Origin of the sequence: Rhizobium sp. 10PS4 (genome assembly GCF_032464805.1) — a bacterium.
In the GTDB taxonomy this organism is placed as follows: domain Bacteria; phylum Pseudomonadota; class Alphaproteobacteria; order Rhizobiales; family Rhizobiaceae; genus Rhizobium; species Rhizobium laguerreae.
In genome coordinates this window covers 509,849-536,210 of sequence record NZ_JAWDIW010000001.1, presented here as the reverse complement: position 1 = coordinate 536,210, position 26,362 = coordinate 509,849, and the positions used below count along the sequence as shown (strand labels likewise).

At 61.2% G+C, this 26,362-nt stretch carries 25 protein-coding genes; 7 read left to right on the top strand and 18 right to left on the bottom strand.

Annotated features, from left to right (window positions below; genetic code table 11):
* The first annotated feature begins 101 nt into the window (after positions 1-101).
* Positions 102-1,607, top strand: a complete 1,506-nt coding sequence (locus RWJ89_RS02415; protein WP_316030512.1) for a phospholipase D-like domain-containing protein — start codon at positions 102-104, stop codon at positions 1,605-1,607.
* Here RWJ89_RS02415 and RWJ89_RS02410 read toward each other — a convergent pair.
* Positions 1,554-2,516: a lysylphosphatidylglycerol synthase domain-containing protein gene (locus RWJ89_RS02410; RefSeq protein ID WP_077976919.1), complete on the bottom strand. Its 963-nt coding sequence runs from the start codon at positions 2,514-2,516 to the stop codon at positions 1,554-1,556. The genes RWJ89_RS02415 and RWJ89_RS02410 overlap by 54 nt on opposite strands.
* A gap of 170 nt (positions 2,517-2,686) precedes the next feature.
* Between RWJ89_RS02410 and RWJ89_RS02405 the strand changes: the two genes are divergently transcribed.
* The gene (locus RWJ89_RS02405) at positions 2,687-3,415 is read left to right on the top strand and encodes an endonuclease/exonuclease/phosphatase family protein (RefSeq protein WP_077976918.1); all 729 of its coding nucleotides are present in this window, start codon (positions 2,687-2,689) and stop codon (positions 3,413-3,415) included.
* Positions 3,416-3,438: 23 nt separating this feature from the next.
* Here the strand turns inward: RWJ89_RS02405 and RWJ89_RS02400 are convergent, their stop codons facing one another.
* From RWJ89_RS02400 to RWJ89_RS02385, 4 genes are all read right to left on the bottom strand, one after another.
* Complete coding sequence (locus RWJ89_RS02400; RefSeq protein ID WP_316030511.1) at positions 3,439-3,945, bottom strand: hypothetical protein; 507 nt, start codon at positions 3,943-3,945, stop codon at positions 3,439-3,441.
* 74 nt (positions 3,946-4,019) lie between these two features.
* Positions 4,020-5,156: an NAD(P)/FAD-dependent oxidoreductase gene (locus RWJ89_RS02395; RefSeq protein WP_316030510.1), complete on the bottom strand. Its 1,137-nt coding sequence runs from the start codon at positions 5,154-5,156 to the stop codon at positions 4,020-4,022.
* Positions 5,157-5,252: 96 nt separating this feature from the next.
* Positions 5,253-6,788 (bottom strand): amino acid ABC transporter permease/ATP-binding protein, encoded by a 1,536-nt coding sequence (locus RWJ89_RS02390; RefSeq protein ID WP_222045792.1) that lies wholly within the window; start codon positions 6,786-6,788, stop codon positions 5,253-5,255.
* A 101-nt stretch (positions 6,789-6,889) separates the two neighbouring features.
* Positions 6,890-7,717, bottom strand: a complete 828-nt coding sequence (locus RWJ89_RS02385; RefSeq protein ID WP_168280917.1) for an ABC transporter substrate-binding protein — start codon at positions 7,715-7,717, stop codon at positions 6,890-6,892.
* A gap of 183 nt (positions 7,718-7,900) precedes the next feature.
* On the opposite strand from RWJ89_RS02385, the gene RWJ89_RS02380 reads away from it, so the two are divergent.
* Both RWJ89_RS02380 and RWJ89_RS02375 read left to right on the top strand, forming a co-directional pair.
* Positions 7,901-8,980, top strand: a complete 1,080-nt coding sequence (locus RWJ89_RS02380; RefSeq protein ID WP_131662732.1) for a LacI family DNA-binding transcriptional regulator — start codon at positions 7,901-7,903, stop codon at positions 8,978-8,980.
* Between the two features lie 164 nt (positions 8,981-9,144).
* Entirely contained in the window at positions 9,145-10,248 is a 1,104-nt protein-coding gene (locus RWJ89_RS02375; RefSeq protein ID WP_316030509.1) for a helix-turn-helix transcriptional regulator, read from the top strand.
* Positions 10,249-10,397: 149 nt separating this feature from the next.
* Here the strand turns inward: RWJ89_RS02375 and RWJ89_RS02370 are convergent, their stop codons facing one another.
* Positions 10,398-10,658, bottom strand: coding sequence for a hypothetical protein (locus RWJ89_RS02370; RefSeq protein ID WP_131662730.1), 261 nt, complete (start codon positions 10,656-10,658; stop codon positions 10,398-10,400).
* A gap of 134 nt (positions 10,659-10,792) precedes the next feature.
* A complete protein-coding gene (locus tag RWJ89_RS02365) occupies positions 10,793-10,978 on the bottom strand; it encodes a hypothetical protein (RefSeq protein ID WP_245503808.1) in 186 nt (61 codons plus the stop codon).
* Between RWJ89_RS02365 and RWJ89_RS02360 the strand changes: the two genes are divergently transcribed.
* Positions 10,901-11,116, top strand: coding sequence for a hypothetical protein (locus tag RWJ89_RS02360; RefSeq protein WP_206105847.1), 216 nt, complete (start codon positions 10,901-10,903; stop codon positions 11,114-11,116). The genes RWJ89_RS02365 and RWJ89_RS02360 overlap by 78 nt on opposite strands.
* Before the next feature lie 84 nt (positions 11,117-11,200).
* Here RWJ89_RS02360 and RWJ89_RS02355 read toward each other — a convergent pair whose 3' ends face one another.
* From RWJ89_RS02355 to treZ, 9 genes are all read right to left on the bottom strand, one after another.
* Complete coding sequence (locus tag RWJ89_RS02355; RefSeq protein WP_131662728.1) at positions 11,201-11,449, bottom strand: hypothetical protein; 249 nt, start codon at positions 11,447-11,449, stop codon at positions 11,201-11,203.
* A gap of 63 nt (positions 11,450-11,512) precedes the next feature.
* The gene (locus RWJ89_RS02350; protein WP_168281557.1) at positions 11,513-11,926 is read right to left on the bottom strand and encodes a hypothetical protein; all 414 of its coding nucleotides are present in this window, start codon (positions 11,924-11,926) and stop codon (positions 11,513-11,515) included.
* Positions 11,927-11,968: 42 nt separating this feature from the next.
* Positions 11,969-12,259, bottom strand: a complete 291-nt coding sequence (locus RWJ89_RS02345) for a hypothetical protein (RefSeq protein WP_168280919.1) — start codon at positions 12,257-12,259, stop codon at positions 11,969-11,971.
* A 374-nt stretch (positions 12,260-12,633) separates the two neighbouring features.
* Complete coding sequence (locus RWJ89_RS02340) at positions 12,634-12,795, bottom strand: hypothetical protein (protein ID WP_165504396.1); 162 nt, start codon at positions 12,793-12,795, stop codon at positions 12,634-12,636.
* 82 nt (positions 12,796-12,877) lie between these two features.
* Positions 12,878-13,066, bottom strand: a complete 189-nt coding sequence (locus tag RWJ89_RS02335) for a hypothetical protein (RefSeq protein WP_077976910.1) — start codon at positions 13,064-13,066, stop codon at positions 12,878-12,880.
* Positions 13,067-13,075: 9 nt separating this feature from the next.
* Positions 13,076-13,258, bottom strand: coding sequence for a hypothetical protein (locus RWJ89_RS02330; RefSeq protein WP_131662726.1), 183 nt, complete (start codon positions 13,256-13,258; stop codon positions 13,076-13,078).
* A 10-nt stretch (positions 13,259-13,268) separates the two neighbouring features.
* The gene (locus RWJ89_RS02325; protein WP_131662725.1) at positions 13,269-13,484 is read right to left on the bottom strand and encodes a hypothetical protein; all 216 of its coding nucleotides are present in this window, start codon (positions 13,482-13,484) and stop codon (positions 13,269-13,271) included.
* A gap of 152 nt (positions 13,485-13,636) precedes the next feature.
* Positions 13,637-15,550, bottom strand: a complete 1,914-nt coding sequence (malQ, locus tag RWJ89_RS02320) for a 4-alpha-glucanotransferase (RefSeq protein ID WP_131662724.1) — start codon at positions 15,548-15,550, stop codon at positions 13,637-13,639.
* Between the two features lie 29 nt (positions 15,551-15,579).
* Positions 15,580-17,349 carry a malto-oligosyltrehalose trehalohydrolase gene (gene treZ / locus RWJ89_RS02315; RefSeq protein WP_316030508.1) on the bottom strand — a complete coding sequence of 590 codons (1,770 nt, stop codon included), beginning with the start codon at positions 17,347-17,349 and terminating at the stop codon, positions 15,580-15,582.
* A 202-nt stretch (positions 17,350-17,551) separates the two neighbouring features.
* Here treZ and RWJ89_RS02310 point away from each other — a divergent pair, with 202 nt between their 5' ends.
* Both RWJ89_RS02310 and RWJ89_RS02305 read left to right on the top strand, forming a co-directional pair.
* Positions 17,552-17,833: a type II toxin-antitoxin system ParD family antitoxin gene (locus RWJ89_RS02310; protein ID WP_131641277.1), complete on the top strand. Its 282-nt coding sequence runs from the start codon at positions 17,552-17,554 to the stop codon at positions 17,831-17,833.
* Complete coding sequence (locus RWJ89_RS02305; RefSeq protein ID WP_168280922.1) at positions 17,833-18,138, top strand: type II toxin-antitoxin system RelE/ParE family toxin; 306 nt, start codon at positions 17,833-17,835, stop codon at positions 18,136-18,138. Before RWJ89_RS02310 ends, RWJ89_RS02305 begins: the two co-directional genes overlap by 1 nt.
* Positions 18,139-18,181: 43 nt before the next feature.
* Here RWJ89_RS02305 and RWJ89_RS02300 read toward each other — a convergent pair whose 3' ends face one another.
* Together RWJ89_RS02300 and RWJ89_RS02295 are read right to left on the bottom strand one after the other, a co-directional pair.
* Positions 18,182-19,858 (bottom strand): response regulator, encoded by a 1,677-nt coding sequence (locus RWJ89_RS02300; RefSeq protein ID WP_131662721.1) that lies wholly within the window; start codon positions 19,856-19,858, stop codon positions 18,182-18,184.
* Positions 19,859-19,868: 10 nt separating this feature from the next.
* Positions 19,869-26,168: a HAMP domain-containing protein gene (locus RWJ89_RS02295; RefSeq protein WP_316030507.1), complete on the bottom strand. Its 6,300-nt coding sequence runs from the start codon at positions 26,166-26,168 to the stop codon at positions 19,869-19,871.
* Between the last annotated feature and the right edge of the window lie 194 nt (positions 26,169-26,362).

Sequence of the window (26,362 nt, the reverse complement as noted above, 5' to 3'; positions counted from 1 at the left end):
CAATCCTGTGTGTCGGGCCGCCCATTGCGGCAGCCGCGTCTGCAATCGGGAACCCGGTTAAATTCCACGCGTTTGGTCTCAGTCGAGAGGCTGAGGCAAACATGACCGCATTTGAAACCATGTCCGATCAATCCTACCTGACCCGAACAAAAGCGCAACATCCGGGCGGCGAAAAACAGGAAAGCATGGCATGGCTCCTGCAAGGACATGCGGAAAGGGCCGCCTTCCTGATCAATGGTAACCGCTATTTCTCGGAAGTGGCGCGTGCGTTGCGGCAGGCGCGACGCACTGTGTGGATCATAGGGTGGGATTTCCATCCCGACATTCGGATCGCACCCGAAAAATCCGACGAAACCTTGGCTGACCTGCTGCATTCCGCAGTGGCGACGAATCCCGACCTCGAAATACGCATTCTCATTTGGGCGCTCGGGCCGATCTATTCGGACAAATCAATCCAGTTGCTTCGTAAGAAGGATTTTCCAAAAAATGCCAGGATTGATCTGCGCTTCGACTTTCCAGGCACCGTGCGCGGCTGCCATCATCAGAAGCTCGTCTGCATTGATGATGCTGTCGCCTTCATCGGCGGCATCGATTTGACGTCGCGGCGATGGGACACGAGGCGTCATCGCGTCATGGACAGGTGGCGGCGCGACCCCGGTGGCGAGCCCTACGATCCTCTGCATGACGTTCAGGCGATGCTCACTGGCGATGCCGCCCGGATGATCGGCGACGTCGCCAGGCGGCGCTGGGAAGACGCCACAGGCGAAAGCCACCTGCCGTTGACCGAAAGCGTTCCCTTCACCTGGCCCGCCAATCTCGCCGTTTCCATGCAGGAGATCCCAGTCACCTTGGCGCTGACGGAGCCGTCAACCGCTTTTCGCACCGGTATCAGCGACGGCATCGCCATGACATTGGACGTCATCGCCCGGGCGCGACGGCAGCTCTACATCGAGGCACAATATCTCGCCTCCTTCCGCGTCGCCGACGCCATCGCCGCGCGGCTGCAGGAGGAGGACGGGCCCGAAGTCATCATCATCTGCACGCGGAGCTCTCACGGGTTGATCGAAAAGATCGTCATGGGCGGCAATCGCGACCGCGTCATCCGCCGCCTCAAACGCGCCGATCGCGCAGCCCGCCTGCGCGTCTACTATCCCGTCGTGCCCGGGCCAGTGCCGAAAAAGGACAAAGAGGCGGAGGTGCTCATCCACTCCAAGCTGATGATTGCCGATGATGAGCTGATCCGCATCGGCTCCTCCAATCTCAACAATCGCTCGGAAGGGCTGGATTGCGAATGCGACATGCTGTTCGAGGCCGGTAACGGCGAGCACCGCCGCGCGATCGCTGATCTGCGCAACCGGCTTCTGGCGGAATATCTCGGAACCACCCCGGAAAGGTTTGCCGCAGCCTTCATGCGAAGCGGCTCGGTGATCGAGGCGATCGACACGCTCAACAACGGGCCGCGGGGGTTGCGGGAATTCGCCGTCAAGCTGTCGGGCAGCATCTCACCGATTCCGGGCACCGGCCTCTTCGATCCGGCTCGGCCTTTCGCACCCCTAGACCGACTGGGCCTCGGCGCGCTGGTCCGCCTCCTCATCCGCCCCGCGTGATTTCCGCCGAAAGATCACCTCGCTGATAACGAGAAGCGTCGTGCCGAGCGCCAGCGGAATGAAGAAATAGGCGCAGCGGAATGCAATCAGCGCGCCGATCGAGGCCTCCTTCGGCACGACATAAGAAACGGTGGCCTCGAGCACGCCGAGACCGCCCGGAACATGCGTTGCAAGGATTGCCGAATTGGCAAGCACGTAAGCCGTTACCGACCTGAAGAAGGCCACATCGCCGAAGGTGGAAAGCATCTGGTGCAGACAGGCGGAGACGAACATGAAGTTGATCGTCCCAATTCCGACCTGCGCAACCGAGATCGAAAACCGCGGCAGCTGAAACGACCAGCGCCACAGCCTTAAGGTGCCGCGAATGAAAAACGCCAGGCCGGTATAGACGACCGGCACGACCAGTGCCAGGGAACCGAAAATACGGACGCTTGCAGGGTCGATGCGCAACAGGCGCCCGGCATCGCCAGGATTGATGATCATGGCAAGGCCGCCGAGCGTGATGAGCCCGAGCCCCACGGTGACACCGCAAAACAGGATGACTTTCGCCACGTCTTCCGCCGTCAGCCCCCAGCGCGAATAGTACCGATAGCGGAAGGCGCCGCTGCTTAACCCGGCAAACCCGATATTGTGGCCGAGCGAAAGGCTGACGAAAGAGGCGAGCAGGATGTTCCTGTAGGGCAAGGATTTGCCGAGCGAGCGGATCGCCAGGAGGTCGAAGCAACTGAGGCAGAGATAAGATGCCGCCGTAAACAGAAGTGCTGTGCAGAAGGTCGAGAATGGAATACTGCGAACCGATTGGACGATCTCATCCAGGCTGTACCGTTGAAAGATGCGATAGAGAAGGAAGACCGCAAGACACAGGGCGGCAACCAGCAGTCCATTCCAGATTATGCTTTTCCAGCTCATCGATTATCCATTCCGAAGCGCGATACGAGGATTGAAAGAGCTGAAGCGTCATTTGTGCGTCCGAAGATGCACGGCGCTCCAGGCTAGATTATCCGGAACGATCAAACGAGTTCTGTGTTCCCCCGAAGGACAAGTTCTATGTCCTGGGGGAACGAGCTTTCAGCGGGTCTATGCCGGATAAATCAATCAAACTCCTGACCTATAATGTGCACAGTTGTATCGGCGGCGACCGGAAGCTCGATCCCGGCCGCATCGCTTCTGTCATCGCCGAGGCTGAGGCTGATATCGTCGCTCTTCAGGAGGTCGACGTTCTCAGGCGCAGGACCGGCGGCGTCGACCAGGCCCATGCGATCGCCTCGCTTTTGAAGATGCAGGCTCATTTCCATCCGGCGCTGTCGATTGCCGAGGAGCAGTATGGCGATGCCATCATCACCTCGCTGCCGACAGGCGCGGTCAAGGCCGGACCATTGCCATCCATCGGGGAACAGCGCGGTGCCATTTCCGTCGAAATAATGGTCGGCGACAGAAAACTGCTGGTCGTCAACACCCATCTCGGCCTTCGTGGCCGCGAGCGCATCCGGCAGATGACGACGTTGCTGAATCCCGGCTGGCTGCACGGGACGGCGGATGAGCCTCTTCCGACCATCCTCTGCGGCGATTTCAATGCAATCCCGTCATCGGCGACTTACCGACTTGCCGCACGGTCATTGAAAGATGCCCAGGTCGCAGGCGGCGCCGCGCCGAGAGCGACCTTTCCGTCGCGCTACCCGCTGATGCGCCTCGACCACATCTTCGTCACTGACGATCTCATCGTCAAACAGGCGGCGGTCCTGGAAAACCGCCTCACAAGGATCGCCTCGGACCACCTGCCTCTGCTCGCGGAAATCGGCTTCGCCTGAACAGTCATCGAAGCCGACGACTTTCATCGGGCGAGCTTCCGGTTCATTGCCGCCGCCACCAACGGTAGCGCCGTCGTCGCCACGGCTCCCAAAGGCAAACGCATGATGCCCCTCGTGACGACGAAGGCCGCCGCCATTGCGCCTGCCAGCTTGAGCCAAGGCTGATTGCCGAGCTGCGCATGGGCGCTGGCATCGGCCCATCGGACGTTCTCCGTAACGACGGTCGCAGCCTGATGTTGGATCAAATGAAGGCGAGCGCGGAGGTTTTCGAGTTCTTCTCTCAGTTCTTGCAGACGGCCTTCCAGGACATGACCTTCGTAGATCGGGGGAGGCTCCTCGACGGTGTCTCCAACGGAAGCATGACCACCGAGCGTCGCAATATATGCCCGATATTCGGCCTCACTGGCGAAACCCTCACGTCTAATAAGATCAGGGTTGATGCTCGCTTCTTCGAAGGAGGCCGGCGCGGTTTCCACGCCGTCGCGCATATCCTTGTTTGTGCCGGTGTCCCCAAGTTCGTCCTTGAACATGATGTGTCTCCAGTTGTTCCTGGCGATAGAACGCTCGAGGGCTCAGAAGGATGCATCGGCCTCTGCTGCTGCCTTCATCTTCGCGACGCGCTGAAACGCTCCGGCCGAAAGTCCGCCAACAGCGGATGGCGGCGTCCGGTGACGATCTCGTCCGCCAGCAGTTCGCCGGCAATCAGGCCGAGGGTGGCGCCGCTATGGCTGAAGGCGACGAAATAACCCGAGATCGATGGCAGTTCGCCGAAGACGGGCTCGCCGTCGCCTGGGATGGGCTTCGGGCCGACCCCATAATCTTCGACCTCCAGCACCGGATTGCCTTCGAGAACTTTTGAAGCCTCGCGCAGCAATCCTTCCAGCGTCGATTGCCTGACATCATAGCTGCCGTCGGGCTTCACGCTCACCTCTTCCTCGGACCAGGCGGCATCGAGCGCGAAGCCACCGTTGGGCGTTGGCCGGATGGCGACGCGAGGAGTGTTGAGCACGGCCTTCAGCGGATGGCGGATCGGCTTGGTCCGGACGAGAAGGGCGACAGGCGTTGCATCGCCGATATGCTGGCCGGCCTCGGCGACGATTGCCGGAACCTCGCCGCCAGCGGCAAGCAGCACGGCATCCGCATCGCGGCGCATGCCGTCTGCCGTGATCACGCCACGGGCACGCGCGCTTTCGACATCGACCGTCGCGCGACCCGCGTCCGTGACGATCTCGCCGCCCAGCCTGCGGAATTCTTCCACGAGCGTGACGATCAAGGACGGAAGATCGACCCAGCCCTCCCCGGGATTGAAGATCGCGCCTTGCGGCGTCACGGCGCTTGCATCGACACCCGGCGTCGCCGCGGCAATTCTTTCAGGGGCGAGCCATTGCGCGTGATAGCCGAGGTCGCGCTCATAGTCGAAGATCTCGGCAATCTCGTTGCCGGCATCGTCCGCATCCCAGGTCAGGCCGCCGTCGAAGCGCAGCCATGGGATATCGGGATACCGGGCGGCTAGGGTGCGATAGCGATCTAGGCCTGCCAACCGCAGTCGGTGATAGGCATCGGAGCGTTTGCGCGCCGAGTTGAGCCAGGCGAGCGAACGGCCGGAGGCGCCATTGGCGAGCGGGCCATCATTGATGAGCACGGTGCGGACCCCGAGCCGTGCCAGATGGACAGCGGTCGAGACGCCAAAGATCCCGCCGCCGATGACGATGACCTTCGAAGGTTTGATGGAAGCATTCATGTCGATAACCTTGTTTTCTGCTCTTGCTAGATCGAATGAAATCCGGCACGCCCGGCGTGAGGACGACCGGGGGCACCATGCGTTGCCTCAGGCGCTTCAGAGAACTTCAGCAAGGAAGCGCTTCAGCCGCTCGCTTCGGGGATTGTCGAAGATCTGCTGCGGGCAGCCGGCCTCGACGATGCGGCCCTCATCCATGAAGACAACCTGATCGGCCACCCTGCGCGCAAATCCCATCTCATGTGTCACCACGGCCATCGTCATGCCCTGGCGGCCGAGGGCGGCCATCAGGTCGAGCACGCCCTTCACCAGTTCGGGATCGAGCGCACTCGTCACTTCGTCAAACAGCATGACCTCCGGATCCATGGCCAGCGCGCGGGCGATGGCGACGCGCTGCTGCTGCCCACCAGACAGACCTGCCGGCCGATGATCCCGACGCTCTGCGAGACCGACATCGGCCAGACGCGCCTCTGCGATGCGCCGCGCCTCCTGCCTCGGCATCTTCTTGATCTTGGTCAGCGAAAGCATGACGTTCTCGAGTGCCGTGTGGTCGGGAAACAGGTTGAAGTGCTGGAACACCATGCCCACACGCCGGCGCAGCCTCTCCGGCTTCATCGCCAGGATGCTCTCGCCATCGAGCAGGATGTCGCCGCCCTTGGGCTCGACAAGCCTGTTCATGCAGCGCAGCAGCGTCGATTTGCCTGAGCCGGAAGGGCCGATGATGCAGGTGACAGTACCGGCCGCGATATCGAGATCGACACCCTTCAGCACGTCGAGATCGCCATAGGCCATGGTGAGGTCGCGGATGTTCAGGACGCCGCCTTTAAAGCGCGGCGTACTCTCCTCGGCCGTGCCTGTGGGATGGGGGCCGGCAGCGGCCCGCAACTCGCTCACCTCGACCAATCCGCTCGCAGCACCCGAGCCGCGGCCTTGTTTTCCGAGCCGCAGTCTCGCATCGATATAATTGACGAAGTGGGTCAGCGGCACGGTGATGACGAGATAGAAGACGCCCGCCAACAGCAGCGGTGACAGATTGCCGGTGACGACGGCCTGATCCTGGCCGACCCGGAAGATCTCCCGCTCGGAAGCGAGCAATCCCAGGAAGTAGACAAGGCTGGAATCCTTGACGTTTCCGATGAATTGATTGACCAGCGCCGGCAGAACCCGCCTGATGCCTTGTGGGATGACGATCAGGCGCATGCCCTGCCCATGGCTCATACTGAGGGCCCGGCAGGCCTCCATCTGGCCGCGCTCGACGCTCTGAATGCCCGACCGGAAGATTTCGCCGATATAGGCTCCGGCGATCAGGCTGAGCGCCAGGATGCCGAGCGGAAATGGCGACGGACCGAAGATCTCGCGCCCGATCCGGGCAAAACCCTGGCCGATGATCAGGATCGTGACGATCGCCGGCAGCCCACGGAAGATATCGGTGTAAATGCGCGCCGGCAGCCGCAGCCAGCGGGACTGCGAGATGCCCATCACCGCGAGAGCCATGCCGATGACGACGCCGAGCACGGTCGAGGCAGCTGCCAGGATCAGTGTATTCTTCAGGCCGACGCTGATCATGCTCGGCAGAACTTCCGCCATGGCGTCCCAGTCGAGGAAGCTGCGGCGCAGATTTTCAAGCCAGTTCATTCAGATCCCCACGAATTCTTGCCCGGCGCAGACACCGCCGTCCGGCTGCCGAGCAGCAATGCCTTGGTAAGCCGCCCGCCATGAGCAGGCGGCTTACGGCGTCACTTCTTGGGAAGATACTGTTCCGGCATCGGTGAGCCGGGGAACCACTTTTCGTAAAGGGTCTTCCAGGTGCCATCCTGCATAGCGTCGTGAAGCGCGCCGTTCAGCGCCGTGCGGAAGGCATCATTTCCTTTTCGGATGACGAAGCCAGCAGGCGCATCAAAGGACGGTATATTCACGGCAACCTTCAGCGCGGGATAGCGCTCGCCATATTGCTTGGCGGCCTCGTAGTCGAGAAAATGTGCATCGACCGTTCCGTTGTTGAGCGCGGCCACGGCGGAATTGTTGTCGGGGAATTTCACCAGATCAGTTCCCCCGAAATTCTTGGCTGCATAGACCTCCTGCAAGGTCCCCTGCACGACGCCGAGACGCTTGCCCTTGAGGCCATCGGCATCCTTGATACCGGCATCCGGCGTCAGGACGGAGAGATAACCGGCAATATAGCCATCGGAAAAGTCGACCGTCTTCTTGCGGGCTTCGGTGGTTCCGATCGCTGCAACGGCAACGTCGAACCTTTCGTTTGCCACCGACGGCAGGAGTGCTGAAAATTCCTGGCCCGTGAACGTCACCTTGTCTTTTTGAAAGCCGAGGCGGGAAACGACGTTGAGAAACAGCTCGATATCGAAACCGGTGAACTGGCCGTCCGCCGTTGCAAACGTATAGGGCTTGGAATCGCCCATCGTGCCGACGCTGATAGTTCCGGGCTCGATCAGGTTATAGGGGTTGTCGGCTGCGGCCACAGAGCCTGCCCCCATTGCAAGAAGGCATGTGACAAGGCCGGCCCGCAACGGGGCCATGATGGCCGGAAATGATAGAAAAGGCTTCATCGTCGTTCTCCGCTCTGAAAGGAATGCTCTTGTCGGCATTGTAAGGTCGCCCAATCTCTGCCACGCATCGCGATAGAGATTTGTGGACAAGATACCGGTCTCTGAGACAAAGAGACCGGTCTCATAACATATTTGATATCTGTCAATTGACCGTTCGTCAACAACTCTTGTAGTCCTCGACTCATGGAAGATTCCGCCCATCCGAAACGTGCAGTCACGGTCGCCGACGTCGCGAAGGCCGCAAAGGTCTCGAAGGCGACGGCCGCCCGCGTTCTCGGCGGCTACGGCGTGGTCAGCGCCAAGATCACGGATCAGGTCATGGCGGCGGCCGCCGCCCTCGAATATCGCCCGAACGAACTCGCCCGGAGCATGAGCACCGGAAGGTCCGGCATCATCGGGGTCGTGGTCGGCGATATCGAGAACGCTTTCTTCAGCCTGGCGGTGCGCGGCATCAGCGATGCGGCCCGCCTTGCGGGATTCAACGTCATCATCGCGAATTCGGGCGAAGAGCTCGATGCGGAAAAATCGGCCGTCGACCTCCTGATCGGCAAACGCGTCGATGGCCTGATTGTCACGCCGGCCCGTTGCGACAGCATCGATCATCTCCAGCACGTCCGCCGCGCGGGCGTGCCGCTGGTCCTGTTCGACCGGGCCATCCCGGAACTCGATGTCGACGCCGTGACCGGCGACGATCGGGATGCGGCCATCACCGCGACCCGGCACCTGATCGAGCAAGGACATCGCCGCCTCGCCTACGTCTCTGCCATGGATGCCGAGGGCGGCGGGTTCACCGATATCGGGCGAATCTCGAATTCCGCCGTGCGCGAACGCGTCGAAGGTTTTGTCAGCGTTCTGACAAAGGCGGGTTTGCCGAACCCTCTTCATTATGTCAGGCTCGGCGCTACGGACCAGCAACAGACGGACGGCGTGATCAAACGCCTGCTCTCCGACAGTGCTCCGCCGACGGCACTGCTGGCTTCAGACAGCCTCGTGGGCTTGCGGATCTTCAAATCGCTGCAATCGCTCGGCCTGTCGATCCCCCACGACATGTCGATGATTTCGTTTCTCGACGCCGATTGGACCAGCGTCACCGTTCCGCCGATCACCATCGTCGACCAGCGCGTCTACGAGATGGGCAAGCTCGCCGGCGAGCGGCTCATCGCCCGTATCGAACGCACCCCTCTTGCCGTCGAACGCCTGCGCGTCAGCACGAGCCTCGTCCTGCGCGGCTCTGTCGCGGCGATCGGCCGTGAGACCTATTGAGTTGGCCATACCCGCATCGCTTGAAGCAGCGAGTAATACCGCATTGCGATCGGCAACTGATGTCCATGGTCGCCGATTTGATATTACATGGGGTTGCTGTTGTCTTTGCCTGACCAACGTTATTTAATACCGAAAATACTCGCTGTGGGATTTTCAGAAAGATCATGCTCCAGTCAAATGACGCTTCATCTGAGCTGATAGATTTGATCTATGGAAGTCTATTCGGTGAGTGCAACTGGCAGGATTTTCTGGATCGCGTTGCGCAAACTTCGCCGAATGGCAAGGCTGCCCTCCATTACCACGATCTGGCCTCGCCTGTGGCCCATGTTCCTTACGTATCGGGGTTCTCGAGGACCGAGGTCGACCAGTTCAGCAGCCACTTTGCCGCAGTGAACCCTTGGATTCCGAGGTTGAGCTTTGTGCCCGTCGGTCAGGGTGTCTGCGGAGACGAGATCTTTCCACGCGAGGACTTGCTCAAATCCGAATTCTACAATGATTGGCTGAAGGGGCAGGCCCAATGCGAGACGAGCATCGGTGTCTCCATCATTCGGGAGGAAACCCGCACCTTCGTCCTATCGACCTGCACGTCGTCAGTGGACCCCGATTTCAACAAAGAAGCAGCCGGGCGTTACACGATACTCGCTCCCCATTTGAAAAGGGCTTTCGACTTCATCCGGAAGCGCGATCTACTCGCTCCGGAAAGACAGACAACGCAAACCCTGTTTGATAGCATCGGCGTCGGACTGATCTACGTTTCGGAGCAAGGGCGAGCACGCCAATGGAATAAGAGCGCGGAAGCCTTAATGGCGGCTGGCTTTCCTATGCAAGTCGCCCCAAGCGGCAAGCTCGAACTTCAATGCGAGAGGTCGACTGCCGTTCTCGATTTCCTGACCTCCAGAAAGGGTGTGCAAACAAGGCCGCATACGGCGATTGCAAAGGGGAAGGACAAGGCTAGTTATCGCATCACACTCCTCCGGCTCCAGTCCGATTCATTCACTGAGTTCTTGGAGGGGCCGACCGTGGCCGTCATTGTTGAGCCGATGGTGGCCACACCACTCAATGAGCGGCGAGGCTTCCTAATGGAGGCCTACAAACTGACTGCGACGGAGATTCGGATCGCATCAAGCATTGCCTCGGGCCATTCTCCAAAAGAGGTGGCCATAGCCGATCACATCAGCTACGAAACGGTCAGAACCCACCTCAGAAACATCTATTCCAAGCTCGGGGTAAACTCCCGGGTTGGTTTGGTCGCGCTGCTCATGCGTTGATGAACGTCTTGCAACTCGCCCCTACCGCCCGCATGGCTAGCGAGCCTTTGCATATTGCGAACGAGTTCCGAGAGCAAAGACGCGCAACACTCGAGCATGAATTCCGGCAACCCTTGTCTCATTGCGTCGGAAAACCAGCGCTACGCGCTCTAATCATAGAGTTCCCCATGACCAATCTGCTCCCTTGCAGGCGCATCGCTGATTGAGGGATCGTCGGCCGGATCGGGATCTCTCTTGTTGGCATCGCTCAGAAACTGCGCGGCCTTAAGCAGTGCCGCGGTGATTTCTTCGATGCCCCATCCCGCTTCATTGGCAGCTGCGATCACCCTTTCCAAAGCGTCGCGTGCGGCAGCGGTCGCCTCTTCGAAGCGCTGCGCGGGGAATTCGGTCTTCGGTGGTGGAAAGGTCATCGGCGTTCCCTCCATGTGTCTGGCAGTTGGAGGATGAACGCAGGCCGCGGGAAATGGATGCACGACTATGGTGATTTAACCCGCGGAAGCCGGTTCGTATCCAACCGAAAGGGGGCGATGATGTCTTTCCCGCGTCAGATGACGGTCTGCAATAGAAACGGAGAGCGCTCCACTGGACGCTGGGCAAGAATCCTTAGCATTGCGGGGCCCTGTATGCCACTAGTGGTACGCGAACGACCGTCGTGATAGACCACGGTCATGACCTGGTTGAGAATATCGTACCTGATCTGTGCGATCGTTCGGGTGTGAACCGGAAAAATGAATTCGTCGGGGCCAATTTTCAGCCCGGTGGTTTTCAAGGTCATCGCGATGCCTCAGCAACAATAGAAATTTCGGCCCGACCGATGGCTGAGCCCAACGGCGCCTATCAAGCACATATTGCTGCGACGGTCGCGTGACATCGGCGTGACACGCAGAATCGAGATATTCAAATCCAGGCCGCGGGTCTCGTAGCCGTCGGTCGGAAGGCTGGCGATTAGCCGTCAGTGCAACGTTCTGCAGATTGCGTGCACGTGGGCACCTTTTAGCGAATATTCGACGGAGCGGACCAGCGAGCGGACGGCCTCGTCCACGTTGAAAACAACGTCTCCGAGTCGCTCTATCTCATAGTCGAGCTCGTACACTTCTACCTCGTCAAACTCTTCACTCTGCAGCATCCGCCGCATCGCCTCGATCAGACGCTCCGCCTGCCCAACGATATCAAGTGCACTTCTCACGATAATATCGAACATGTAATCCCTCGCTGATGATGGAGCGTCGGGCATATTGATGATTCTCGCAATCCTGAAATCTTGTTAGAGCCGGTCCCGGACCGAGTCATAGAGATCGCGCAATTCGTCCAGTGCCGACCGATAGCGATAGCGCCGCGGCGGCTCTGCACGACGTCCGGCGAGAAGAGCAAACGCGCCGCATACAGCCGCCACCACGACCAATGTCGAGACTGGATGACGCTTCACCGCCGCCTGCGTCTGGCGCATTGCGTCGTCGGCATTCCACTTGGCCGATCGGGCGGCAGTGGCTACCCGCTGCTGGAGCGCGTCGATTTGTTTTCGCAACGCGCTCAGGTCTTCGTGCAGATCAGACGCTGCCTGCCGTGGAACGCCGACGGAGGCGGTACTTGTATCAATGATGGCTTTTGGCACGGGCTCGCCAATTTTGGCTCCCGTGGTGTCGAGTGTTTTCGTTTCTGTGCTCTTGCGGGGCGGCATGATCATTCTCCTTCCTAAATCTCTCAAGTGGAAACTGCTCGTTTAGTCGTCGTCGAGCGAGAAAACCGGGCGGTACTGGCGCTGCGCGATAAACAAGCTCCGGTCAGGTCGGATGACGTAGATTTCCTCAACCTCGCGTCCCCATTGATCGGTGAAGGTGTGCGGGAAGGACGAACCTGCGGGCGACTTCGTCAACTTGGTGCGGGGCTGGCCACCATAAGTGATGCTGCCGGGAATCGGAGCGAGGCCTGACGACGAATAACCGCCTGCACTGGTCGTACAGCTTGTCAGCACAACCGCGAAAACCAGCGCAAATCCTATCCTTGGCTGCATCGGAACCTTCACTGCTTTCTGTCCCTCGAGTGTTGCTCGTCTTCGCCAAGGTAACCAGAGTTGGGGGACATTGTTCCAGAGTTTGCCGGAGACATGAAACAGGCGAGACTCCGATTAAACCGGGCCAACCGCGTCATCGCGTAGCTTGGTCACCAATGAGAGCCGCTGTCGCGGGCTGACTGGCAGCGCAATCGACGATCCGTAAGGTCGCCGAGGCGCTGGGACTTGTCAGCGGTGTTAAATCAGTGGAAATGCACTGATGAAAGCATAGGATTTGAACGAGGACTCTGCAGGAAGAACAATCCGCACGCAGCATAAACGTCCCGGCGGTGCCGGCGCCAGGACCGAGTCGACAGCGGCGTCAGCCGCAGCCGCTAAAGCTCATCGCTGCGACGCTTCACAGCGTGCTTCAGCGCAATCAGATGTTTGCGCCGCTCAAGCACATAGTCGGCATAGCCGACACAGATAAACAGCAATGTCGGGCCGGCGAAGATGACGATGAGAGCCAATGCAACAATAATGAATGCGGTCGTCATGGTCTGTTTTCCATCATGTTGGTCATGTTATGCGGAGGGACCACGCCCTCGGCTGATCAGGTTCCTCCGCCACGTCTGCCCCTCACTTTCGCTGCGGGTCATGGCTGTGGTGGCGATCATGCTCACCGCCACCGCCGGAGACCTTGCTTTGCGTGCGCCTGTCCGGCTCCGCCGGCGGCTTCGGTATTTCGAGCGGAGCCTTGGCGTTCTCATGCGACGCGCCGGGGCCACCCTGACGGATGGTCGACGGGCTCTTCTTCGATGTAGACATCGGTGCCTCCTACCGGTCTTGCTGGTAACCCTGATGGGTCGTATTGATCTTGGTGTTTCCTTGCTGGCCCTTCTTGTCGGGATTCTCGCCTCCGCTTGCCATCACGGCATCCTCTGCGTTGGTCTTTGCCGGCTTGCCTGCACCCTTATTGCTGGCATTCTCGGCTGGAACGGGGGGTAACCTGCTGCTCATCACCTTCTCCTCATTCAGGATCTCGATTGGCGCTGTGATCTGAATATTGCTCAGTCTGGACCGTCTTGCTGTCGAGGCCGCGCTCCTTGGAGTGCTGCGTCTTGTCACGGTTCGAAAGGACCGCATTTTCGGGGACTTGCTCCTCGTTGAGGTCCGTCATCGCGCCGCTGCCATCGCGCTTTCCTTTCGCGCCGGCGCCAATATGTTTCCGGTCGGCATGTGCCATGGTCTTTCTCCCTTCGGTTATCAGGTCAAACAATCCAAACCCGCGGAGGTTCCGCCTGAAAGACAAATCCGCGACACGGAAGCGGAAAGGGCGGGCGTTCCTACGATTTGTCCAGACGTCGGCGCAGTTCGTCCTTGTGAGTGAAACAATCCTTATCCTTGCCTATTCAGAATCCGCCCACCTTCTATTCGTTCCCTCCCCGCTCCATTTTGCGGCCTTTCTTCTCGCATCGCCGCCGTTACGCGCTTGAGTAGCGGACTCGACGTCATATTCTCGAGCAACACCGACAGTTTCGGCCTCCAGTTCGGATAGCTGTCGCTCGTGCCTGGAATATTGGTCGGCTTCTTCTCGTCGGTGAGATCGGCAAGGCGCACTGCGACGAGAAGCGACGGAGTCTTGGCAATGAAGCGATAGGCGCTGACGGTCAGTTCCCGCAGCGTCTCGCGACTTGCCCGCGCGGTAAGCCCGGCGGGCAGGTCGAGGCCGGCGGCCTTGAGCGCCGCTTTCAGGTTCCCCCGCTCGCGCTCGCGGTCTTCGAGATGTTTTTCGGTGAGATCGGGCGGCACGATGCCGTGGTCGCACCGGGCCCGAATGTCTGCGCCGCGCCACCAACCGGCAAGGGTCTGGTGGTCGTGCGTCGAAATGCAGGCCAAAGCTAGGACGGGATAGGCGTCAGCCTGCTTAAAACCCTCCTCGACCTGTTCATAGGAAAGGATGCGATACGAGAGAATGCGGGCCGCCGCGAGATCATCCTGCAATCCTTTGGGGATCAGCCCCAGATCTTCTCCGATGACGATGCATCGATGCTCTGCGGACACTTCGGCGAGGATCTGCAGAAGCGCCTCCTCAGGATAGCGGACATAGGCGCCGCCGTCCGGCCTGCTGCCCAATGGCACCAGGAAGAGGCGGCGAAGTGCTGCGGCGTGGTCGATGCGGATGGCGCCCGCATACCGCATGGCAGCGCTCACCATGCGACGGAAAGGCGACATTTCTCCCGCCGCGATCGCGGATGGCAGGTACCCGGCAAGGTGCCAGTCCTGCCCATCTGTGGCGAAGGGATCGGGTGGGCTGCCGATGGTGGCCTTCGAGACATAGGTATCCGGCTCGCTCCATGTCGCCGATCCGTCGACCGCCTCCCCGACGGCAAGATCGAGATAGAGCCCGATCCGCAGGCCGGCCTTCCGCGCCCGGTCCGCCGCCTGCGTCAGCTGCCGGTGGGCGAGCCACTGCAGCCACATGTGGAAGCAGACATCGCCCGCGTGTCCGCGCTCGAATTCGGCGACGGCGGCGTTGTCGAAGCGCTGGAAATCGGACGGCCAATGTTGCCAGCCAGCGCCGCCCCCGCGCTCGACCATGGAAAACGAGAGGCATTCGAAAAGCGCGTGCAGCCGCAGGCTGTTTCCGCCTTGCGCGACGAAGGCGTTGAAATCGGCCGGATCATAGGCGCCGTCGATCACGCTGCGCCGTCGCCAGGCCGGCCAGAGATCGCGCAGGGCCTTCAGCTTGATCTGTGCGACGCCGGCGTAGTCGACGAGATCGGTTTGGCGAAGGCTTGCCAATTGCCGTTCGAGTTCGGGACTGCAGGCAAAACCCGGCAGCCGGTCGACCGCGATATAGAGCGGGTTGAGATGCTGGCGGCTCGAGGGTTCATAAGGGCTGCAACGGTCCGGATCGGCGAGAAACGGCGCGTGAAGCGGGGTGAGGCCGATGAAATCGGCACCCAGCGATCCCGCGAGATCGGCCATATCAGACAGATCCTCGAAGTCTCCTATGCCCCAGTTGCGTGCGGAACGAAGCTCGTAAAGCTGCAGGCTTATGCCCCAGACGCGCGTGCCGGAAAGGAAATGCGGCAGAAATGACCTGGCGATTTTCTTAGCCGCCGGCTTAGGCTCCCTCGGCGGCGCGCCGATCTCGTGATCAGCCGCTTCCGCCAAGTCGATCTTCAGTGCCTGGAGGATCTTGCGTTTGGTCTCGCCTGATATCGCCACCTCCCGATTGTCGGGACTGGGCCTGGTCAGGCTGATGCCGTGCCGGCGGGCGAGCTTGTCGATCTCAGCAGATTTCATCGTTCGATCGCCTTCCTGTCAGCGCGCCATCAAGCCTCGCCGATGCTCCAGATCACCGTCCAGGGCGCGAGATTGCCACCATCGCTGCCGCCCAGACGGAAGATCGTCTCGCCATCGTCTTGCTCCGAGACGAGCGGCGCCGCCTCGGCGCCGAGGTTGGCGTGCAGATGAAGACGCCGGTTTTGCGCCAGGGTCCAATCCACCGCGAGCGCAGTTCCCGCCGAGCAATAGACCGCGTTTCCGGCGCCAGCGCCTTTTAGCAAAGGCACGATCCTTAGGTGTCGAAGGTCGAGAAGCGTCCTGTAATAATCAAGGACCTCGGAAGAGCTGCGTTTTGACCAGTCGAGCTTGGCGGCGGCGAAGGTCGATGGCGCCGTCGGGTCGAGAAGATCGTCGGCGTCGAAGCCCGGCAGACGGGAGAGCTCTTCACGACGGCCTCTCCTGACCTTCTCGTTCAAGTCCTCGTCGAAATCGCAGAAGAAGGGGAAAGGCTCTTTGGCGCCCCATTCCTCGCCCATGAACAGCATCGGGATCTCGGGCGCCAGCAGGTAGATGGCGACGACGGCCTTGACGACATCGGCAGGGCTCGAAGCCAGAACTCGGTCCCCCAGCGCCCTGTTGCCGATCTGGTCATGGTTCTGGATGAAGGAGATGAAAGCGGTGGGCGGGAGGTGGCCGCTCGGCCTGCCGCGGCTTGCGCCGCGGTAGGGCATGTGTTCCCCTTGAAATACGAAGCCTTCCGCCAGCGCTCGGCCGAGCTTGCCGGCGTCGCCGGTGTAATCGGCATAATAGCCGAAGCTTTCGCCGGTGGCGGTGATATGCAGCACATGATGTACGTCGTCGTTCCACTGGGCGGTGAACAGCTTCACTTCCCCGTTTTCGTCACGCTGCAACAGGTCGCTGTCGTTCTCCTCGTTTTCGACGATCAGATGAACATGCCGGTCGCCGGCCGCCGCCCTGACGCGGCGGGCAAGCGCGTGAAGCAGGTGCTCGGCGCTGTCGTCCTTGATGGCGTGGACGGCATCGAAGCGGAAACCGTCGAGCCTGAACTCGGTGATCCAGTAGATGGCGTTCTCGATGATGAATTCGCGGATCATCTCCGATCCGTCGCCGTCGTAGTTGATGCCGTTGCCCCAGGGCGTCTTGTGATGATCGGTAAAGAGCGGCGCATAGGAGGGGATATAGTTCCCGTCAGGGCCGAAGTGATTGTAGACCACGTCCAGGAACACCGAGATCCCGCGCTGGTGCGCAGCGTCCACCAGCGCCATGAAATCTTCCGGCCGGCCATAGCTGCTGTCTGGAGCATAGGGAAGCACGCCATCATAACCCCAGCTGTAACGGCCGGGAAATTCACTCAGCGGCATGATCTGCAGCGCCGTAACGCCCAGCGCCTGCAGATGGTCGAGCCGCTCGATCGCGGCCTTGAAAGTACCATCCGGCGTGAAGCAGCCGATATGCATCTCGTAGATCACCATCTCTTCCCAAGGCCGTCCGGTCCAATCGCTTCTCTTCCAGCGATAGAGGGAAAGGTCGACTGCTTCGCTCGGCCCGTGCACATCCTGCGGCTGAAACCGCGAGGCGGGATCGGGAATTTCAAGACCGTCCGGCAGGACGAAGCGGTAACGCGTGCCGGGACGAGCGTCGGCGACCGTATAATGATGCCAGCCGCCTTCGGCCGCCTGCATCGGCCGCGGATCAGCGCCTTCGAGATTCAGCGACACGCTTTCATGCAGGGGAGCCCAGAGGCGAAACAGAATGCCCTCTTCGGTGAATGCGGGGCCGAACGTCATTTTGGTCAAAGGAAGCCTTCGATGAAATGGGGATAGGATCTAGGTAACTTTTGTCAGGGCAAAAAGTTTCGCAGGCACGGAGAGCGCAAGAGCGGCCACCGTCGCGAGGTGCCCCGCCGGCACATACCCGAAGAGTATGATTCCATCCTATCCGGAGTAGGATTTTATCCTATCACGTGCTATAAACCTGCAACAAATAGGAGTGTAATCGATGCGTTCGACGCAACAAATGAGCATCACGTTGCCCGTGGAAATGGCGAAGCGCGTTAAACAGCGGGTGTCTAACGGTGATTACGCCTCGGAGAGCGAAGTCATACGCGAAGGACTTCGGGCTTTGCAGGAACGCGAGAATGCCGTCGAGCATTGGCTGCAAACAGAAGTTGCGGCCACCTATGATGCCTACAAGGCCGATCCCACTAAGGCCAAGCCCCTCGATGAGGTCTGGAAGCGCCTCGAAGCGCGCATGGAGGAAATCGATCGGGAAGAAGATTGATGAAGCGCTATAGTATCCGCCTCACTGATGAGGCGGAATTGGATTTGGCGGGTATCTACAATTTCGTCCGCAAGACATCCGCATCTTCTATCGTCGCCCGCGATTACGTGGCCCGCATCAAGACCTTTGTAAGTGGATTCGAAGCGCACCCTGAGCGCGGCAGCGTCCGCGATCATGTCCGACCCGGGTTACGCAATGTCGGTTTCGAGCGCCGTGCAAGCGTGGCGTTCGTGGTTGAGCCCACCGAGGTTGTTGTTCTCCGCATCCTCTATGCCGGGCAGCGGTTTGAAAGCGACGAGAGTTAGAGCCGGCCCAGAACGCAATACGCCCGGCACACCCCCACTTCGATCAAGCCGCCGCGACTTTGCCCGAGAGCGCCTGATCCATCGCTGTCTGAAGCTGTTCCTGCGTGAATGGCTTCTTCATCCGCAGCATCCGGCCGAGACCATGGTCTTCGGAAAACTCGGCATAGCCCGAGGCCAGGATGATGGGCAGGCCTGGAAAGGAGGAGCGGAGGTGACGCGCAAGCTCGGCGCCCGTCATGCCCGGCATGGCATGATCGGTGATGACGAGATCGCAACCCTGCCCGTCGGCAAAGAATTCCAAAGCCTGGGAAGCGGACGACGCCTCTTGCGGCAGGTGCCCGAGATCCTCCAGCATCGCCACGGTTCCGGTCCTGACAAGGGCGTCGTCATCGACAACGAGAATAGCAAGCGGCCGCGACGCCGGTTTCAAAGGCTCCGTCGCCGGAGGCTCGACGGGAGGCTGCACCTTGACGAAGGTTTCGGCAACGGGCAGCCACAGGGAAACGGTCGTGCCCTTGCCCCGGACGCTCGATATCTGGATCGAGCCGCCGGATTGCGCCGCCAGGCCATGCACCATCGACAGGCCGAGACCGGTGCCCTTGCCGACCCCCTTGGTGGTGAAAAACGGTTCGGCGGCACGCGAGACCGTTGCCTCGTCCATCCCCTCGCCATCGTCCGACACCGATATCCTGATGTAATTTCCGCCCGCGAGCCCGGCCGGGCGGGCGTCTTCGGCTGCCGCCGCGGCAACCGTCACGGCTCCGCCACTTTCGAGCGCATCCCGCGCATTGACGAACAGGTTGAGCAGCGCCAGTTCCAGCTGGTTGCTGTCGACCAGGAGGGGCGCCAGATCCGCCGGTATGCTTTTGCGGATTTCGATGCGCGGCCCTACCGCCTTGGCGAGAAGATCCTCGACGTTTTCGAACAGTCTGAAGAAGTCGACCGCCTGCGGCTTGAGTTCCTGGCGTCGTGCGAAGGCAAGCAGGCGCTGGGTCAGCGCGGTGCCGCGCTCGGCCGCCTGTATCGCATTCGTCACCAGGCGTTCACTGCGTTCATCGGCAGGAAGCCGCTTCTTCAGAAGGTTGAGGCTGCCGAGAACTGCCATCAAGAGGTTATTGAAGTCGTGGGCCACGCCACCCGTCAGATGGCCGATCGTGTCGAGCTTCTGCGCCTCGAACAGCTGCGCAAGCGCCTCTTCGCGCTCCCGCGTCCGTTGATCGATCCGGTGCTCGAGTTCCTCATTGAGCTCGCGCAACTGCGCTGCCGAGGCCTCGAGCTCAGCGGTGCGCTGGTGAACGCGGGCCTCCAGCTCGGCGTTCAGGCGTTCGAGTTCCCTCGTCTTCCTGTAAAGATCGGCAAAGACCCGCACCTTGGCTCTCAGCACCTCGGGGACGATCGGGACGGAAACGTAGTCCACCGCGCCCACCGCATAGCCGCGCAGCCGGTCGGGTTCCGCCAGCATGACGGCGGAGACAAAGATGATCGGCGTGTTCTGATAGCGCGGATGCTGCCGGATCATGCTGACGAGTTCGAACCCGTCCTGTTCGGGCATGCAGACATCGACGAGGATCACCGCGATTTCGGTGCGCAACAGATGTTCGAAAGCTTCGCGAGCGGATTGCGCCTTGATGAGGTTTTCCTCGAGCTCTTCGAGAATGACCTCGTAACTCAGGAGCTTTGCCGGCTGGTCGTCGACGAGGAGGATGTTGACGGGGTTCATGGCCAGATCCTCAGCGATGCAGCCACATGCGAAGAGCCGACAGAAGCTGTTCGGTATTGACCGGCTTCGCCAGATAGTCGGACGCGCCCGCTTCCAGGCATTTCTCGCGGTCGCCCTTCATTGCCTTCGCCGTTAGCGCCACGATCGGCAACCGCCGGAACCGGGGCTCCGAACGGATGACCTGCATCGTCTCGTAGCCGTCCATTCCAGGCATCATGATGTCCATCAGCACGATCGCCACAGAGGGTTCGTTGTTGATGACGTCGATGGCTTCACTGCCGGTCGTCGCGGTCAGGACTCTCATTCCCCGGCGTTCGAGAACGCTGCTCAGCGCGAAGATGTTGCGGGCGTCGTCGTCGACGAGCAGCACGGTCTCGCCGACCAGATCCTCGTCCGAGCTGTGCAGTTCTTGCAGCGTCGCCTGCTTTGCGGCCGGCAGGTCGGCGACCACCCGGTGCAGGAACAGGGCCGTCTCATCCAGGAGACGTTCGGGCGACTCCACCCCCTTCACCACGACGCTGCGCGCCATGCTGTGCAGCGCCGCGTCTTCCTCGGCGGAAAGCTCCCGGCCGGTGAACACGACCACCGGCACCTCGCCGATCTCGGCGTCGTCGCGTATCTGCTCCAGCACGTCGAAGCCGGACATGTCGGGAAGGGAAAGGTCGAGCACCACGCAGTCGGTGGAATTCTGCCGAAGGGCGGCGAGAGCATCGGATCCGGAGCCGACGCTGGTGATGTCGATGTCGTCATGTCCGAGAAGGGCGGTGACACTCAGACGCTCGGCTTCGTTGTCTTCCACGAGCAGCAGATGCTTGCGGCGCGGTTGTGCATAGGCCTTCAATCGCGACAGTGCCTTGCCGAGGCCTTCCGGCGTCGTCGGCTTGCTCATGAAGGCGAAGGCGCCGCGGGTCAGCCCGTGCTGACGATCCTCGTCGAGGCTGATGATCTGGACCGGAATATGCCGCGTCTGCGGATTCTGCTTGAGCTGGCTCAGCACCGTCCAGCCGAGCATGTCGGGCAGAAAGATGTCGAGCGAGATCGCCGCCGGCCTGTAGTCCTGCGCGAGTGCGAGCGCATCGCTGCCGCGCATCGCCACCAGAACCTTGAATCCATTGTCGCGGGCAAGATCCACCAGGACGCGGGCGTAATGCGCATCGTCCTCGACGACGAGCAGCACCGAGTCGCCGGCCGCTATCTGATGGCGATCGTCTTCGACATGTTCAGCCGGCTTTTCGGCGCGGCGGTTTGCTGCCGCCTCGGCGAATTCCACGACATTTGCCGGCGGAACGGCTTTCGGCGCAACCGCGCCGGCGCCGACATAGGTGAGCGGCAGGTAGAGAACGAAGGTGCTGCCGACACCAGGGGTGCTGCGCAACTGGATCTCGCCACCGAGCAGGTTTGCCAGTTCGCGGCTGATCGCCAGGCCAAGGCCGGTGCCGCCATATTTGCGGCTTGTCGAGGCATCCGCCTGCTGGAACGCCTCGAAAATGATGCGCTGCTTTTCAGGTGGTATGCCGATGCCGGTATCGACGACTTCGAAGGCGATGACCGAAGGCGCGTGTTTGAGCGAGGGATGGTCGGACGACCAGCCGCTCGTTGCCGATGCGACGCGAAGCGTCACACCGCCCTGTGCGGTGAATTTGAAGGCGTTCGACAGCAGGTTCTTGAGGATCTGCTGCAGGCGCTTCGAATCCGTGATGATGCTCTTGGTGATATCGGCGCCAACCTCGACCGCAAACGACAGGTTGCGATTTTCGGCTTCATGCCGGAACGGCCGGGCCATGACTTCGAGCAGGCTGCTGACGGAGATCTCCTCGGCATCGACCGAGACCGTTCCGGACTCGATCTTCGACAGGTCGAGGATGTCGCTGATCAGGTTCAGCAGATCGGTGCCCGCGCCATGGATGGTCTTTGCAAACTCGACCTGTTTGCCCGAGAGGTTGCCATCCGGGTTTTCCCCCAGCTGCTGGCCGAGAATGAGGATTGAATTCAAAGGCGTGCGCAGCTCGTGCGACATGTTGGCGAGGAATTCGGATTTGTACTTCGATGTCAGCGCCAGCTCGGTTGCCTTTTCTTCCAGCGCGCGCCGGGCCTGCTCGATCTCCTGGTTCTTCGCCTCGACTTCGACGTTGCGCTCCTCCAGCTGCTGCGCCTTCTGCCCGAGCTGCTCGTTGGTCTGCTGCAACTCGCGCTGCTGCGTCTGAAGCTCGGCGGCGAGCTGCTGGGACTGTTTGAGCAGGCCTTCGGTCTGCATGGTCGCTTCGATCGAGTTGAGGACGATGCCAATCGATGTCGTCAACTGGTCGAGGAAGGACAGCTGCAATTCGGTGAATTCGCCTACGGAGGCAAGCTCGATCACCGCCTTCACCTGCCCCTCGAAATGCACCGGCAGCACGATGGCGCTTCTCGGCAGGGTCGTGAACACGCCGGAGCTTATCGGAACGACGTTGTCGGGAAGGTCGGTCACCAGGATGCGGCGGGCGTCGCTGGCGCACTGGCCGACAAGTCCCTGGCCGAATTCGAGCCGGGCCGGGTGCGCCGCCTCGCCGCCTTTCGCGTAGACGGACAGCAGCGACAGGACCGGCTGCCGCTCGTCGGCATCCACCTGGTAGATGACCCCTTGATGGGCGCCAACCAGCGGCGCCAGCTCCGACAGCAGCATCTTGCCGACCAGCGTCAGATCGCGCTGCCCCTGCAGCATGTTGGTGAAGCGCGCAAGGTTGGTCTTCAGCCAGTCCTGCTCGGTGTTGCGCTCGGTGGTGAGCCTGAGGTTGTCGATCATCGTGTTGATGTTGTCCTTGAGCTCGGCCACTTCACCGCGCGCGTCGACCTTGATCGAGCGCGTCAGGTCGCCCTTGGTGACGGCGGTCGCCACCTCGGCGATGGCGCGCACCTGCGTCGTCAGGTTGGCCGCAAGCAGGTTGACGTTGCCAGTCAAATCCTTCCAGGTTCCCGCGGTGCCTGGAACATTCGCCTGACCGCCGAGGCGGCCTTCCACGCCCACCTCACGCGCAACCGTGGTCACCTGGTCGGCAAAGGTCGCGAGCGTGTTGGTCATGTTGTTGATGGTTTCGGCAAGGGCGGCCACCTCACCCTTCGATGCGACGGTGAGATTCTGCTTGAGGTCGCCGTTCGCCACCGCCGTCACCACCTTGACGATGCCGCGGACCTGTTCGGTCAGGTTGGCGGCCATGACGTTGACGGTGTCGGTCAGGTCCTTCCATGTGCCGGCAACACCAGGCACCTGCGCCTGGCCGCCGAGCTTGCCTTCGGTGCCGACTTCGCGGGCGACGCGCGTCACTTCGCCGGCAAAGGCGTTGAGCTGGTCCACCATCGTGTTGATGGTGTTCTTCAGTTCGAGGATTTCCCCCTTCACGTCGACGGTGATCTTGCGCGACAGGTCGCCGCGCGCCACGGCCGTCGTGACTTCGGCGATGTTTCGAACCTGGGTCGTCAGATTGGCGGCGAGCAGGTTGACGTTATCTGTAAGGTCCTTCCAGGTGCCGGCGACACCGGGAACGACGGCCTGGCCGCCGAGCCTGCCATCGGTCCCGACTTCGCGGGCGACACGCGTCACTTCGCCGGCAAAGGAGCGAAGCTGATCGACCATGGTATTCAGCGTATCCTTCAAGAGCAGGATTTCCCCGCGCACGTCGACCGTGATCTTGCGCGACAGGTCACCGTTGGCGATCGCGGTGGCCACCTCGGCGATGTTGCGCACCTGCGCCGTCAGGTTGCCGGCCATGGAGTTGACGCTGTCGGTCAAGTCCTTCCAGGTGCCGGCGACACCAGGCACCTGCGCCTGGCCGCCGAGCTTGCCTTCGGTGCCGACTTCGCGGGCGACGCGCGTCACTTCACCGGCAAAGGCGTTGAGCTGGTCCACCATCGTATTGATGGTGTTCTTCAGTTCGAGGATTTCCCCCTTCACGTCGACGGTGATCTTGCGCGACAGGTCGCCGCGCGCCACGGCCGTGGTGACTTCGGCGATGTTTCTGACCTGACCGGTGAGGTTGGAGGCCATGGAGTTGACGTTTTCAGTGAGGTCCTTCCAGGTGCCTGCAACACCCGGCACCTGCGCCTGGCCGCCGAGCTTGCCCTCGGTGCCGACTTCGCGCGCGACGCGCGTGACTTCGGAAGCGAAGCGGTTCAGCTGATCGACCATGGTGTTCAGCGTTTCCTTGAGCTCAAGGATTTCCCCCGAGACCGAAACCGTGATTTTCTTCGACAGGTCGCCATTGGCGATCGCGGTCGAAACTTCGGCGATGTTGCGCACCTGCGCCGTCAGGTTGCCCGCCATGGAATTGACGCTGTCGGTCAGGTCCTTCCAGGTGCCAGCGACGCCGAGCACGTTCGCCTGGCCGCCGAGCCGCCCTTCGGTGCCGACCTCGCGCGCCACGCGCGTCACCTCGCCGGCAAAGCCGTTCAACTGATCGACCATCGTGTTGATGGTCTCTTTCAGTTCGAGGATTTCCCCCGACACGGTGACGGTGATCTTCTTGGAAAGGTCTCCTTGGGCGACGGCGGTCGCGACTTCGGCGATGTTGCGCACCTGCCCGGTCAGGTTGGAGGCCATGGAGTTGACGCTGTCGGTCAGGTCCTTCCAGGTGCCGGCAACGCCGCGCACATTAGCTTGGCCGCCGAGCCGGCCCTCCGTTCCGACTTCGCGGGCAACACGGGTCACTTCCGAAGCAAACGCGTTCAACTGGTCCACCATCGTGTTGATGGTTTCTTTCAGTTCGAGGATTTCGCCCTTCACGTCGACGGTGATCTTCTTCGACAGGTCGCCATTGGCAATGGCGGTCGAGACGTCCGCGATATTGCGGACCTGCGCCGTCAGGTTGCCGGCCATCGAATTGACGTTTTCGGTCAGATCCTTCCAGGTGCCGGCGACGCCGCGCACATTGGCCTGGCCGCCGAGCCGTCCTTCGGTGCCCACTTCGCGGGCCACGCGCGTCACTTCTGAAGCGAAGGCGTTCAGCTGATCGACCATCGTGTTGATCGTCTCCTTCAGCTCGAGGATTTCACCCGACACTGTCACCGTGATCTTCTTCGACAGGTCGCCATTGGCGATCGCAGTCGAGACCTCGGCAATGTTGCGCACCTGCGCGGTCAGGTTCGAGGCCATGGAATTGACGTTATCAGTGAGGTCCTTCCAGGTGCCGGCGACGCCTGGCACCTGCGCCTGGCCACCGAGCCGACCTTCGGTGCCGACTTCACGCGCCACGCGCGTCACCTCGCCGGCAAAGCCGTTCAGTTGGTCGACCATCGTGTTGATGGTCTCCTTCAGCTCGAGGATTTCGCCCGAGACGTCGACGGTGATCTTGCGCGACAGGTCGCCGCGCGCCACGGCCGTGGTCACCTGGGCAATGTTGCGGACCTGCGCCGTCAGGTTGCCGCACATGGCGTTGACGCTGTCGGTCAGGTCCTTCCAGGTGCCGGCAACGCCAGGCACCAGCGCCTGTCCGCCGAGTTTGCCTTCGGTGCCGACCTCGCGGGCAACACGAGTCACTTCCGAGGCGAAGGACCTCAGCTGGTCGACCATGGTGTTGATCGCCTCCTTGAGCTGCAGGATTTCGCCGCGTACATCGACGGTGATCTTCTTGGAAAGGTCGCCGTTCGCAACGGCAATCGTGACGTCGGCGATGTTGCGCACCTGCGCCGTCAGGTTCGATGCCATCGAGTTCACGCTTTCGGTGAGGTCCTTCCAGACGCCCGTCACTTCCGGAACCTGCGCCTGTCCGCCGAGTTTTCCGTCCGTGCCAACCTCGCGGGCGACGCGTGTCACTTCCGATGTGAAGACGCTCAGCTGCTTGATCATCGTATTGACGATATCGGCCGAGCGCAGGAACTCGCCTTTGAGCGGCCGCCCGTCGACATCCAGCGGCACGGTCTGCAAGAGATCTCCCTTGGCGACCGCTGTGATTGTGCGCGTGACGGCGGTCGTCGGCCATAGGAGATCGTCGATCAGACCGTTGATCGATCCTTCCATTTCGGACCAGGAGCCGTCCGACAGGCCGAAGCGTACGCGTGTGCTCGTTCGCCCGTCCCGGCCGACCACCTGCCCGACATGCTCGAGCTGCTGGGCCATGCGCTGATTGGCGGCGATGATGTCGTTGAGGGCATCGGCGACCTTGCCGGTGAGACCCGTCAGGTCGGACCGCATCCGTACGGAAAAGTCGCCGCGCCGGACCGCGACAAGGACTTCCAGAAGCGCGCTGGCGTCGTCGAACGCCATTGTTTTTGGGTCGTGCCCATTGAGGCTGTCTACCGCAACGCTGTCGCGCGCGAATTCGCTGGTTTGGTTGCTCACGAAAATCCCCCTCTTCGACGATCGGTAATTTAGCGCTCAACTCAGAAAATGGTATGGGCCATCCCGCGTCCACCCTAACATGATTCACCGCCCAAAATGAGCCTGATAGTTGCAGATATCGGAAATGCTCGCCGGAAACCGTCTCGGCGGAATTTGCGGTTTTTCGTGCGCGGGGAACACTTTGCTGCCGGCTG

Excerpts from the sequence above, each read along its gene's own strand:
- RWJ89_RS02350 (WP_168281557.1), bottom strand. The coding sequence starts at position 11,926 with ATGCCGCCCCGCAAGAGCACAGAAACGAAAACACTCGACACCACGGGA.
- RWJ89_RS02305 (WP_168280922.1), top strand. The coding sequence starts at position 17,833 with ATGAAGCGCTATAGTATCCGCCTCACTGATGAGGCGGAATTGGATTTG.
- RWJ89_RS02325 (WP_131662725.1), bottom strand. The coding sequence starts at position 13,484 with ATGGCACATGCCGACCGGAAACATATTGGCGCCGGCGCGAAAGGAAAG.
- RWJ89_RS02405 (WP_077976918.1), top strand. The coding sequence starts at position 2,687 with ATGCCGGATAAATCAATCAAACTCCTGACCTATAATGTGCACAGTTGT.
- RWJ89_RS02415 (WP_316030512.1), top strand. The coding sequence starts at position 102 with ATGACCGCATTTGAAACCATGTCCGATCAATCCTACCTGACCCGAACA.
- malQ (WP_131662724.1), bottom strand. The coding sequence starts at position 15,550 with ATGAAATCTGCTGAGATCGACAAGCTCGCCCGCCGGCACGGCATCAGC.
- RWJ89_RS02300 (WP_131662721.1), bottom strand. The coding sequence starts at position 19,858 with ATGAACCCCGTCAACATCCTCCTCGTCGACGACCAGCCGGCAAAGCTC.
- RWJ89_RS02310 (WP_131641277.1), top strand. The coding sequence starts at position 17,552 with ATGCGTTCGACGCAACAAATGAGCATCACGTTGCCCGTGGAAATGGCG.
- RWJ89_RS02345 (WP_168280919.1), bottom strand. The coding sequence starts at position 12,259 with ATGCAGCCAAGGATAGGATTTGCGCTGGTTTTCGCGGTTGTGCTGACA.
- RWJ89_RS02330 (WP_131662726.1), bottom strand. The coding sequence starts at position 13,258 with ATGAGCAGCAGGTTACCCCCCGTTCCAGCCGAGAATGCCAGCAATAAG.
- RWJ89_RS02355 (WP_131662728.1), bottom strand. The coding sequence starts at position 11,449 with ATGTTCGATATTATCGTGAGAAGTGCACTTGATATCGTTGGGCAGGCG.
- RWJ89_RS02385 (WP_168280917.1), bottom strand. The coding sequence starts at position 7,717 with ATGAAGCCTTTTCTATCATTTCCGGCCATCATGGCCCCGTTGCGGGCC.
- RWJ89_RS02400 (WP_316030511.1), bottom strand. The coding sequence starts at position 3,945 with ATGTTCAAGGACGAACTTGGGGACACCGGCACAAACAAGGATATGCGC.
- RWJ89_RS02410 (WP_077976919.1), bottom strand. The coding sequence starts at position 2,516 with ATGAGCTGGAAAAGCATAATCTGGAATGGACTGCTGGTTGCCGCCCTG.
- RWJ89_RS02375 (WP_316030509.1), top strand. The coding sequence starts at position 9,145 with ATGCTCCAGTCAAATGACGCTTCATCTGAGCTGATAGATTTGATCTAT.
- RWJ89_RS02340 (WP_165504396.1), bottom strand. The coding sequence starts at position 12,795 with ATGACGACCGCATTCATTATTGTTGCATTGGCTCTCATCGTCATCTTC.
- RWJ89_RS02390 (WP_222045792.1), bottom strand. The coding sequence starts at position 6,788 with ATGAACTGGCTTGAAAATCTGCGCCGCAGCTTCCTCGACTGGGACGCC.
- RWJ89_RS02380 (WP_131662732.1), top strand. The coding sequence starts at position 7,901 with ATGGAAGATTCCGCCCATCCGAAACGTGCAGTCACGGTCGCCGACGTC.
- RWJ89_RS02370 (WP_131662730.1), bottom strand. The coding sequence starts at position 10,658 with ATGACCTTTCCACCACCGAAGACCGAATTCCCCGCGCAGCGCTTCGAA.
- RWJ89_RS02335 (WP_077976910.1), bottom strand. The coding sequence starts at position 13,066 with ATGTCTACATCGAAGAAGAGCCCGTCGACCATCCGTCAGGGTGGCCCC.
- RWJ89_RS02395 (WP_316030510.1), bottom strand. The coding sequence starts at position 5,156 with ATGAATGCTTCCATCAAACCTTCGAAGGTCATCGTCATCGGCGGCGGG.